Source organism: Tibeticola sp. (assembly GCF_022759015.1).
GTDB classification, from domain to species: domain Bacteria; phylum Pseudomonadota; class Gammaproteobacteria; order Burkholderiales; family Burkholderiaceae_C; genus Tibeticola; species Tibeticola sediminis.
In genome coordinates this window covers 1-10,958 of the sequence record NZ_JAEMQB010000022.1, presented here as the reverse complement: position 1 = coordinate 10,958, position 10,958 = coordinate 1, and the positions used below count along the sequence as shown (strand labels likewise).

The 10,958-nt window shown below is 67.5% G+C and carries 8 protein-coding genes and 1 pseudogene; 4 read left to right on the top strand and 5 right to left on the bottom strand.

The window, feature by feature from the left end:
• Both JHC36_RS01590 and gyrB read left to right on the top strand, forming a co-directional pair.
• Positions 1 to 422: DNA polymerase III subunit beta (locus JHC36_RS01590; protein ID WP_287915008.1), on the top strand; the 422-nt coding region annotated here is incomplete at its 5' end.
• Positions 423 to 507: 85 nt separating this feature from the next.
• Positions 508 to 3,141 carry a DNA topoisomerase (ATP-hydrolyzing) subunit B gene (gene gyrB, locus JHC36_RS01585; protein ID WP_287915005.1) on the top strand — a complete coding sequence of 878 codons (2,634 nt, stop codon included), beginning with the start codon at positions 508 to 510 and terminating at the stop codon, positions 3,139 to 3,141.
• 113 nt (positions 3,142 to 3,254) lie between these two features.
• Here the strand turns inward: gyrB and JHC36_RS01580 are convergent, their stop codons facing one another.
• From JHC36_RS01580 to JHC36_RS01560, 5 genes and pseudogenes are all read right to left on the bottom strand, one after another.
• On the bottom strand, positions 3,255 to 3,464 hold the full coding sequence (locus JHC36_RS01580; protein WP_287915002.1) for a heavy-metal-associated domain-containing protein: 210 nt from the start codon (positions 3,462 to 3,464) through the stop codon (positions 3,255 to 3,257).
• Positions 3,465 to 3,511: 47 nt separating this feature from the next.
• Complete coding sequence (locus tag JHC36_RS01575; protein WP_287914999.1) at positions 3,512 to 3,949, bottom strand: HIT family protein; 438 nt, start codon at positions 3,947 to 3,949, stop codon at positions 3,512 to 3,514.
• 74 nt (positions 3,950 to 4,023) lie between these two features.
• Positions 4,024 to 5,469, bottom strand: coding sequence for an HDOD domain-containing protein (locus JHC36_RS01570; RefSeq protein ID WP_287914996.1), 1,446 nt, complete (start codon positions 5,467 to 5,469; stop codon positions 4,024 to 4,026).
• Positions 5,470 to 5,508: 39 nt separating this feature from the next.
• Positions 5,509 to 6,561 (bottom strand): annotated as a pseudogene (locus JHC36_RS01565) (NYN domain-containing protein); the annotation flags it as partial.
• A 6-nt stretch (positions 6,562 to 6,567) separates the two neighbouring features.
• Complete coding sequence (locus JHC36_RS01560; RefSeq protein ID WP_287914993.1) at positions 6,568 to 8,742, bottom strand: DUF8754 domain-containing protein; 2,175 nt, start codon at positions 8,740 to 8,742, stop codon at positions 6,568 to 6,570.
• 136 nt (positions 8,743 to 8,878) lie between these two features.
• Here JHC36_RS01560 and JHC36_RS01555 point away from each other — a divergent pair, with 136 nt between their 5' ends.
• Both JHC36_RS01555 and JHC36_RS01550 read left to right on the top strand, forming a co-directional pair.
• The gene (locus JHC36_RS01555; RefSeq protein ID WP_287914991.1) at positions 8,879 to 10,189 is read left to right on the top strand and encodes an iron-containing alcohol dehydrogenase; all 1,311 of its coding nucleotides are present in this window, start codon (positions 8,879 to 8,881) and stop codon (positions 10,187 to 10,189) included.
• A gap of 7 nt (positions 10,190 to 10,196) precedes the next feature.
• On the top strand, positions 10,197 to 10,958 hold a 762-nt coding region (locus tag JHC36_RS01550), incomplete at its 3' end, for a 3-deoxy-7-phosphoheptulonate synthase (protein WP_287914988.1).

Below are 10,958 nucleotides of genomic sequence, written 5' to 3'. Positions count from 1 at the left end.
TCGGCGCGCTCGAATTCGTCAGCAAACTCGTCGAGGGCAAGTTCCCGGACTACAACCGCGTGATACCGCGCAACCATCGCAATGGCTTCACGATCGGCCGCACCGCGCTGCTCGCCAGCCTGCAGCGCGCGGCCATCCTCACCAGCGACAAGTTCAAGGGGGTGCGGCTCAACATCGAGCCGGGCGTGCTGCGCGTGGCCGCAACCAATGCCGAGCAGGAAGAGGCCGTGGACGAGCTCGACATCGACTACGGCGGCGAGGCGATCGAGATCGGCTTCAACGTCACCTACCTCATCGACGTGCTGCAAAACATGAACCAGGAGCTGGTGCGTTTCGAGCTGCAGGACGGCAACAGCTCGGCGCTGATCACCCTTCCCGACCACCCCGATTTCAAATACGTGGTGATGCCCATGCGCATCTGAGATGCAGCAAAAAAGATAGCAACAAGTGAGCAAAACCCGCCGGCGTTGGCGGGTTTTGGCCATTCAAACGACCGAGAAAACCGATATGACCGACCCCCGCCAGCCCCAGGACGACGTGCACACTGGGCCCGCGACGCAGGACAGTTCCAACTTCCAGCCGACCATCGACGCCCATCAGGCCGGCGCGAGCGAAGGCTATGGCGAAAGCGCCATCCAGATCCTCGAAGGGCTCGAGGCCGTGCGCAAGCGCCCGGGCATGTACATCGGCGACACCTCCGACGGCACGGGCCTGCATCACCTGGTGTTCGAGGTGGTGGACAACTCGATCGACGAGGCGCTCGCCGGCCATTGCGACGACATCGTCGTCACCATCCACACCGACAACTCGATCAGCGTGGTCGACAACGGCCGCGGCATCCCGACCGGCATCAAGTGGGACGACAAGCATGAGCCCAAGCGCTCGGCCGCCGAGATCGCGCTCACCGAGCTGCATGCGGGCGGCAAGTTCAACCAGAACAGCTACAAGGTTTCGGGTGGCCTGCATGGGGTGGGCGTCTCCTGCGTCAATGCGCTCTCGAAGTGGCTGCGCCTGACCGTGCGCCGCGAGGGCAAGGTGCACCAACTCGAGTTCAGCCGGGGCGCGGTCGTCAACCGCCTCATCGAGGTCATCGACGGTGTCGAGGTTTCGCCGATGCGGGTCGTCGGCCCGACGGAAAAGCGCGGCACCGAGGTGCATTTCCTGCCAGACACCGAAATCTTCAAGGAAAACAACGAGTTCCACTACGAAATCCTGGCCAAACGGCTGCGCGAGCTTTCGTTCCTGAACAACGGCGTGCGCATCCGCCTCAAAGACGAGCGCAGCGGCAAGGAAGATGATTTTTCAGGCGCGGGCGGCGTCAAGGGCTTCGTCGAGTTCATCAACAAGGGTAAGCAGGTTCTGCACCCGCACATCTTCCACGCCATCGGTGACCGCCAAAGCGACCAGGGCACCAACATCGGCGTGGAAGTCGCCATGCAGTGGAACAGCGGCTACAACGAGCAAGTGCTCTGCTTCACCAACAACATCCCGCAGCGCGACGGCGGCACCCACCTCACGGGTCTGCGCGCGGCGATGACGCGGGTCATCAACAAATACATCGAAGAAAACGAGCTGGCCAAGAAAGCCAAGGTCGAAGTCACCGGCGACGACATGCGCGAAGGCCTGTGCTGCGTGCTCTCGGTCAAGGTGCCCGAGCCGAAATTCAGCAGCCAGACCAAGGACAAGCTCGTCTCGAGCGAAGTCCGCGGCCCGGTCGAAGACATCGTCTCGCGGCTGCTCACCGACTACCTGCAAGAGAACCCGAGCGACGCCAAGATCATCTGCGGCAAGATCATCGAAGCCGCCCGCGCCCGCGAAGCCGCGCGCAAGGCCCGCGACATGACGCGCCGCAAGGGCGTGCTCGACGGCATGGGCCTGCCGGGCAAGCTCGCCGACTGCCAGGAGAAAGACCCGGCGCTGTGCGAGATCTACATCGTCGAGGGCGACTCCGCCGGCGGCAGCGCCAAGCAGGGCCGCGACCGCAAGTTCCAGGCCATCCTGCCGCTGCGCGGCAAGATCCTCAACGTCGAAAAAGCGCGCTACGAGAAGCTGCTCACCAGCAACGAAATCCTCACGCTCATCACCGCGCTCGGCACGGGCATCGGCAAGGCCGGGGGCGAGGGCTCGGGCGGTGAGGGCAAGGATGACTTCGACGTCGCCAAGCTGCGCTACCACCGCATCATCATCATGACCGATGCGGACGTGGACGGCGCCCACATCCGCACGCTGCTGCTGACCTTTTTCTACCGGCAGATGCCCGAGCTCGTCGAGCGCGGCCACATCTACATTGCGCAGCCGCCGCTCTACAAGGTCAAGGCGGGCAAAGAAGAGCTCTACCTGCAAGGCCAGGCCGACCTCGACCGCTTCTTGCTGCGTGTCGCGCTGCACCAGGCACGGCTCATCACCCGCAGCGAACCCGACGGCCGCGTGCCCGAAGGTGCCGAAATCACGGGCGAGGCGCTCGAAGCGCTCGCGCGCAAACACCAAGCCGCCGAGGGCGTGATCGCCCGTCTGTCCGCGTTCATGGACGCCGAGGCGCTGCGCGCCATCGCCGACGGCGTGCGCCTCAACCTCGACACGCTCGACGACGCGCAAGCCAGCGCGCAAGCCCTGCAGACCGCGCTGCGCCAGCTCGCCACCACCGGCGCACCGGCCGAAGTGGCCGCTGAATTCGACGTGCGCAGCGACAAACCCATCCTGCGCATCAGCCGCCGCCACCACGGCAACGTCAAGAGCAGCGTCATCACCCAAGACTTCGTACACGGCGCCGACTACGCCGCGCTGGCCGACGCCGCCGACACCTTCCGCGGCCTGCTTGGCGAGGGCGCACGCGTGGTGCGCGGCGAGGGTGAGCGCCGCAAGGAAGAGCGCGTGAACGACTTCCGCAGCGCCATGCGCTGGCTGATCGCGCAAGCCGAAGCCGCCACCAGCCGCCAGCGCTACAAAGGCCTGGGCGAAATGAACCCCGAGCAGCTGTGGGAAACCACCATGGACCCCGCCGTGCGCCGCCTGCTGCGCGTGCAAATCGACGACGCCATCGAAGCCGACCGCGTCTTCACCATGCTCATGGGCGACGAAGTCGAGCCCCGACGCGATTTCATCGAGACGAATGCGCTGAGGGCGGCGAATATTGATGTGTGAGCGCCCGAGATAAGCTACCTCGCGCTTCAGTCAGGGCAACGCTGAACAACCAGCGCAGAAACGCAAGCTCCGCGCCGTCCCTCGGCAAGCTTGTATGAGTCATCGAGGCCCCCTTACGCCACCCATGCCTCATACCCCGCCTCCGCCAGCGCGGCGAGGATGTCTTCGGGGGCGATCATCGCGGTGTGCTGGACCCAGGCTGTTTGGGTGACGAGATCGACTTCGGCTTGCGTGACGCAGGGCAGGTCTTGCAGTTCGAACATCACGGCATCGGCGTCGGCCTGGGTTTGCAGGGCAGGGATGCGGAAGGTGGTTTCGGGCATGGTCGGTCGGGATCGAAAGGCTTTGTTCTGGCCATAGGGCTCGCGGTTCACGGCCCGCGCCAATACACCGCGCGCTCGGGCAGCACCCAGCGCAGGCCGCCGCGGGGGTCGGGCACGTCGCCGTGGTGGCGCGGGATGAGGTGCATATGCAGGTGCGGCACGGTCTGACCGGCGGCGGGGCCGTCGTTGATGCCGAGGTTGAAGCCGTCCGCGCCGTGTTGCGCGAGCACGAGGGCGCGGGCTTCGTCGATGAGCGCGATCAGATCGGCGCGTTCGGCCTCGGTGGCGTCGAACCAGGATGCGATGTGCCGCCGCGGCACGGCGAGGGCGTGGCCGGGATGCAGCGGGTGCGCGTCCCACAGCAGCAGCGCGTGCGGGCGCGCCCGCACGATGCGCTCGGGGGCGACGGCGCAAAAGGGGCAGGCGGAGGCTGCGGGCGATGGGGGCGCCTCGGCCGAGGCGGGAACGCCTATCGGTGCCGCCAATTCAGCCTCATTTTGCGGGTTTGCCGGCATGGAATGCACTTCGAGCGCTATTGTTTTTGAATTCTCACAACCCATCAGCCCGACGCGCTCTTGGGCAGCGCGCGGATCACCACGTCGGCCTGCAGCGCGAAGGACCGGAAGGCTTCGGCCATTTCTTCGTCGAGGCGGCGCCGCGACGGCTGGTTGTCGGCGTAGATGAAACCGATGACCTTGCCGTCGACGGTCAAGGCGGCAAGCAGGCCGTCGGCCGACTGGCTGCAACTTCGCACGGCCACGGGCGGCGGGCGCGCATCGTCGAAGTGATGGATGGCACCGGGCTGCAGCAGGGCCATGACCGCGGGGCCGGCCGCCATCTGCCATTGCGTGCGCCAGTCACCGAGCGACCGGCCCACGGCCATGCGCGCCTGCAGCCGGTCGCGTTGCGGGGTGTAGAGACACAGCACGGTGCGGTCGAAGCCGGCGGCCCGGTGCAAGCCTTCGAGGCAGGCATCGAACAGCAGCGGCAAGTCTTGGCGCTGGCTGGCGAGCGTGGTCATCTCGGTGAGCACGCGTGTGACGTCCCGCCAGACGATGGCCGTGGGCTCGGGCGGCGCAGCGACCTCGGCCTCAGGGGGCTCGGGCCGGGCAGGCTCGGGCGGCGCGATGGGGATGAGTTGGGCGACCTCGGGCGTACCCATCGCGACGGCCAGCGCGCGGCCCTCTTCGGCGTTGTGTTCGAGGCAGCGGCGCGTGTCCTCCTCGTTGGCATCGAATTCCGCTGCCACCGCGGCCACCGCACGCCGGGCCGCGGCGCTGTCCCAACCAGCCTGCACCGCAGCCTCGATCTGCTGGGCGAGTTCGACCGGATGGCTGGGCGTCGTGAAGTGGCTCAAGCCCCATTCGTCGAGCAAAAAGTCGCCCAAACGGCGCAGGCTGGTGCCCAGGACTTCGACCTCGGCTCTTTCGGCGGGCAGGCCGCGCGCCAGCGCCTGCTCGAGGCGCTCGGCACACAGGCCGCCGAACGACCAAAAGGCGAGTTCGCCAACGGCGGCGAGCATGGCCTCGGTGGCGCGCTGCTCGGCGCGCTCGCGGTCGTGGCTCATGCGGTACTCGATGTCGCGCGCCTGAACGGCGATGTGCAGGGCGCGGGCCAGCGCGCGCTGCAGCCGTGGGCGATGGCGCGCGGGGCCGTCGCCGAGCGTTTCGAACACCAAGGCCGACACGGCCAGCGTCCGGATGCCGTTGATGCCGAGCACCGCGACCGCCCGGCTGACGGTCGACACCTTGGACAAGCCGAGGTAAGCCGCATTGGCTGCACGCACCACGCGCGCGGTGAGGCCGGGGTCGTGCAGGATGGTTTCAGCGACCTGGTGACCCGAAGCCGTGCGGCTGCTGGTGACGCGCAACAGCTCCTGCAAGACGAGTCCGAACGAGGGCAACTCCTGCTGCGCCATGTGCGCGGCCAATTCGGCCGCCGAGCACGACGGAATCGCCGTGCCGGAAGCCACGGGCGTCGCGGATGCCGGCGGAGGTGTGCTCATAGGGGCTGGCTTTCAGTCGGCTTCGCCCTTGGGCACGGGCGCGACCGTGGGCGTGGCGGCGGTGGGCCGGGGGCTGCGACGACGGCGGGGCGCAGCGGCCGCAGACGCGGCAGCGGGCTGGCCGGACTCGGCCGCGCTCTCGGTCGGGCTGCGCCGCCGGCGCGCGGTGCCGCGCTTGGCCTCGGCCGGCGCGGACGGGCTCGGTGCAGGCGCGGGCGCGGGTGCGGGCACAGCCGCAGGCTCGGCCGGCACGGTCGCGGCCGCCGCCGCCGCGGGCTTGGCGGCGCCGCTGCGGTACACGTAGGCGCCGGATTTTTCATCGCGGCCGAATTCGAGCAGGCCGCGTGCCTGCGCTTCTTCGAGCAGGTTGCCGAAGGTGCGAAAACCGTAATAGCTTTCGCTGAAGTCGGGCCGGCGGCGCTTGATCGCTTCCTTCAGCACCGAAGCCCAGATCTTGCCGCTGTCGCCGCGTTCGGCCATGAGCGCGTCGAAGGTCTCGGCGACCAGTTCCAGCGCCTGCTGCCGCCGCCGTTCGAGATCTTCCTTGGGGCTTCGCGGTGCGGCACCGCTCGCCTCGGTCGCGGGCGGTGCACGGCGGGCGGCGCGGCGTTGGTCTTCGCGCACGAGGTCGTCGTAGAAGATGAATTCGTCGCAGTTGGCAATCAGCAGGTCGGAGGTCGATTGCTTGACGCCCACGCCGATGACGCGTTTGGCGTTCTCGCGCAGCTTGGAGACCAGCGGCGAAAAATCCGAGTCGCCGCTGATGATGACGAAGGTGTCGACATGGCCTTTGGTGTAGCAGAGGTCGAGCGCATCGACGACGAGCCGGATGTCGGCCGAGTTCTTGCCCGACTGGCGCACATGCGGAATTTCGATCAGCTCGAAATTCGCCTCGTGCATGGTGGCTTTGAAGGTCTTGTAGCGGTCCCAGTCGCAATAGGCTTTCTTGACGACGATGCTGCCTTTGAGCAGCAGCCGTTCGAGCACGCGCTTGATGTCGAATTGGTCGTACTTGGCATCGCGCACACCGAGGGCGACGTTCTCGAAATCACAAAAAACCGCCATGCTGACGGTATCGCTGGGGCTGGCCATGGGTGTTCAGGTTGTCGTTTTCGGAGTTTTTTTGACGGCCGAGCGGACTGCGGCAGGGCGCTCGGCCGGGGCCGGCGCGGTGCTGGTGCGCGGCGCAGCCTTGCGCGCAGTCGGACGCGCAGAACGGCGCGCGCGCGCTGCGGCCTGCTCGGCACGGCGCATGAGGGCGAGCTCGCGCACGCGCTCGATGTCTTCGTCGCTGAACGGGCCGTTGACACCGGAGATGGCCGCGAGCTTCATGCCGTGCTTGAGACCGAGTTTGTAGATCTCGCGCACCTTTTCCCACTCGATGTTGCGGCCGACGGTAAAGGGCTCGAAGCGGCCTTCGAGGCACAGCACCACGGTTTCGGCCACGCAGGCGTAGGCGACGTTTTTCGGCAAGCCGATGTTCTTCATCTGCACGTCGCCGGGCAGCTCGATCTCGCCAGACTCGATCACCAGCACGTCGGGCCGCTTGGCGACCTCCTCGGGCGGCAGGTCCAGCGGCCGCGCCACGTCGGTGATGACGCAGCCGGGCTTGACCTTCATGATGTCGAGCACCTTCTTGCCCGCGCCCGAGGTGGCGGTGACGATCATGTCCATGTCGCCGGCCAGGCGCTCGGCCTGCGCCGACACGCGCAGCTTCGCGTCGGGCGTTTCTCTGAGGATGGATTCCTTGAGGGCAAGCAGCTTGGCCGGCTCGGGCGCGACCAGCACCACCTCCCGCGCCACCTTGGCCAGCAGGCGCGCGCAGACCGAACCGATGGAGCCGGTGGCGCCGACGACCATGGCCTTGAAATCCACCCGGCCCTTGCCGCGGGGCTTGGGCAGCAGGTTCAGCCGCAGCAACGCGTCGTGCGCGGCCCACAGTGCGCCCGAGGCGCTGTAGGAATTGCCGGTGGTGATGGGCAAGGGCGCGCGACGCGCGACGGTCACGCCCGCATCGCCGACCACCTTGGTAAAGGCCCCCAGGCCCATGATCTGCGCGCCCAGGCGCCGCGCGAGTTCAGCCGCGTCGAGCAGACGGCGGTAGGTGAACTCGGGCGGGTGGGACATGATCTCCTTCGGTGTGCCGCCCACCGAAATCAGCCAGCCTTCGGCCTCGACACCCGTGGGTGAGCGGATGCCCGTGACGCGCGAATACACGAACGGCGGCGCATACGCCATGATCTTCTCGAGCGTGTCCATGGCCACCGGCGGCGCCACGCGCGAGAGCACCTCGATCGGCTTGACCTTTTTGAAGTACTCCTGCGACAGCGGGTGGATCACGAAGGCAAAGCGGTTGACGCGCTTGAATCCATTGGGGTAGAGCAGGCGCGGCGCGAGTTGCTCGCGCTCGATCGCTTCGAGCACCTCGTCGGGGCCGAGCGATTCGGGCTCGCGCCCGGTGGCGGCGAGCATCATCGCCTCGAGCAGCGCGGGACCGACCGCATGGCCCGCCACCTCGGGCGCCGCGTCGACGACGAGATGCACGCCTTTGTCGCGCAGGGCTTCGAGCCGCGCCTCACTCACGCCGGCGGTCACGATCGTCTTGCCGCCGAGTTCCTCGAGGCCGAATTCGTCGAGACTATGCACGGGCGCGACGACCACATGGGCCTTGGCCAGAGCGCGGCGCAAGACAAAGCGCGTCCAGTCTTTGAGAGGGCCGGAGGCCAGAAGGTCGGGCGGCGTCCAGTCGGTCACGTAATGCGCGCCGGCGAGATAGCGCTGTAGCCCATCGAGCGAGGTCAGCATCTTGGGCACGCCCAGCTGCAGCAACGCGTCGGCAAACTGCAGATTCGGTGTGTATTCGGCCAGCGTCGCCGCCACCTTCAGATGCTCCTGCCCGGAGAGCACGAGCACGCGCGCGTTGTTGAAGTAGTTGCCCAGCGTCTGCTGCGTGTGGCGCACGGCCCACTCCATGAACAGCGTGCCGAGAGGTTCGCCGGTCGTCACCGGCGCGTGCCGCACCTGCGCGCGCATCGCCGCACGGTCGCGCTCGATGGTTGCGGTGGTGCGCTTGGGCGCGGCATCGCGCACGACCCCAAGCCCGATCGCCGCAGCCTTCTTGTCCCACTGCCGCAACAACTTGCCCGCCCGCGTGAGCGAGCCGTCGGTGCCCAGACGCCGCACCTGGAGCGGAACGCCGAGAAAGCGGGTTTCAAAGGAAAAATCCTGGGCCGAGGACCCCAGGCTGATCCCGATCACGGTTTTTGTGCTCATCGTCGGTCTCCTTGCGGGCTTTTGCTCTTGTTTGCTCTTGTCCTGTGGAGTGCTGCGCCTACACAGCCCCCGGTTCCCCGCGCATGATGCCACCAGTTTCCCACGGTTTTTCCGCATCCGTTTCGAGGAGTTACCCATGTCTTCGTCGACCGTATCCATCGTCCAGACTGCCCGCACCCTGGGCCTCATGACCGCCAAGCGGGCCGCGGGCTTCGTGACCCGGCTGCTGCCAATCCCTCAACCTTCTTTGCTCGTGGGGCCGGACTCGAGCCTGCGCTTGGCCGAAGCCATCGGCGACTTCGGTCACCGCAAGATCCTGTTCGTCACCGATGCGGTGGTGACGAAACTCGGCCTCGCGCGGCCGATGATCGAGGCGCTCGAAGCACGCGGCTCGAAGGTGGCGGTTTTCGATCAGGTCTTGCCCGATGCGCCCATCCCCGTCATCGAGGAGGGCATTGCGCGCTTCGAGGCCGAGCACTGCGACGCCATCGTCGCCTTCGGCGGCGGCTCGGTCATGGATGCGGCCAAGGTCATCGGCCTCGCTGCGGCCAACGGGCGCCATCCGCGCGACCTGGTGGGTTACTTCCGCGGCCCGCGCGGCCCCGCGCCACTCTATGCCGTGCCGACCACGGCCGGCACCGGCTCGGAGGTGACGGTCGCAGCCGTGATCTCCGACCCCGAGCAGCACCGCAAGTACGTGGTCGCCGACACCCGCATCGTGCCGCGGATGGCGGCGCTCGACCCGAAATTGATGGTCGGGCTGCCGCCGGAAATCACCGCAGCAACCGGCATGGACGCCTTGACCCACGCGGTCGAGGCCTTCATCGGACTGTGGGGCACGCCGACCACCGACCGCCTCGCGCTCTCCGCCACCAGCATGGTCTTCGAGTACTTGCCGCGCGCCTATGACCGAGGCGACGACCTCGAAGCGCGCGAGAAAATGGCGCTGGCCGCGACCTACGCCGGCATGGCGTTCACGCGCGCCAACGTCGGCTACGTGCATGCGATCGCGCACCAGCTTGGCGGCCTCTACCACACGCCCCACGGCTTGGCCAACGCCATCGTGCTGCCGCATGTGCTGCGCGCGCTGCTGCCGCAAGCCGCGCCGAAGCTCGCCGTGCTCGCCGAGCGGGTCGGACGGGCCGGGCGCAAAACCAAGCTCGAAGACCGCGCCCTGGCTTTCATCAAAGCCGTGGAAGCGATGAACGAGCGCTTGGGCATTCCACGCACGCTCGCCGCGCTGCGCGCCGAAGACATCCCCGCGCTCGCGCGCGCCGCCGCGCATGAGGCCGATTTCAACTACCCCGTGCCGCGGGTGCTGAGCCTCGAGGAAATCGAAGCCGTCCTGCGCGCCTTGCTGCCCGATGCCGCCCCGACCGCCCGCGCCGGTACGCGCACCCGCCGACGCTCGGCCCAAACGCCAGGGACGTATTCGGCGTTGCCATAATCCCTGGATGAGCCCTCACGTCCACCCCGTCGCCAGCCCCCTCAACACGCAAGACCACACGCGCACCGACGACGTGCGCATCCGCTCCGTGCGTCCGCTCATCACGCCTGCGCTGCTACAGGAATGGCTGCCCGCGCCCGGCGCGGCCGTTCGCTTGGTGGAGCACAGCCGCGCGGCGATTTCGCGCGTGTTGCATGGGGCCGATGACCGGCTGGTGGTGGTGGTCGGGCCGTGCTCGATTCACGACCACGACCAGGCACTGGAATACGCCCAAAGGCTCAAGGCCGAGGCCGATGCGCTCGCGCAGGAGTTGATCATCGTGATGCGCGTGTATTTTGAAAAGCCGCGCACCACCGTGGGCTGGAAGGGCTACATCAACGACCCGCATCTCGACGGCAGCTTCGCCATCAACGAGGGACTGGAGCGCGCGCGTGCGCTGCTGCTCGACATCCTGGCGCTCGGCCTGCCGGTGGGCACGGAGTTTTTGGACCTGCTCTCGCCGCAGTTCATCAGCGACCTGGTGAGCTGGGGCGCCATCGGCGCGCGCACCACCGAAAGCCAGAGCCACCGCCAGCTCGCCAGCGGCCTGTCCTGCCCGGTGGGCTTCAAGAACGGCACCGACGGTGGCGTGAAGGTCGCGGTGGACGCCCTCGTCGCCGCGCAGGCCAGCCACGCCTTCATGGGCATGACGAAGATGGGCCAGGCAGCGATTTTCGAAACCCGCGGCAACCCGGACTGCCACGTCATCCTGCGCGGCGGCAAAACGCCG

Coding starts and splice junctions, on each gene's coding strand:
- JHC36_RS01580 (WP_287915002.1), bottom strand. CDS start 3,464: ATGCCCGAAACCACCTTCCGCATCCCTGCCCTGCAAACCCAGGCCGAC.
- JHC36_RS01560 (WP_287914993.1), bottom strand. CDS start 8,742: ATGAGCACAAAAACCGTGATCGGGATCAGCCTGGGGTCCTCGGCCCAG.
- JHC36_RS01555 (WP_287914991.1), top strand. CDS start 8,879: ATGTCTTCGTCGACCGTATCCATCGTCCAGACTGCCCGCACCCTGGGC.
- JHC36_RS01570 (WP_287914996.1), bottom strand. CDS start 5,469: ATGAGCACACCTCCGCCGGCATCCGCGACGCCCGTGGCTTCCGGCACG.
- gyrB (WP_287915005.1), top strand. CDS start 508: ATGACCGACCCCCGCCAGCCCCAGGACGACGTGCACACTGGGCCCGCG.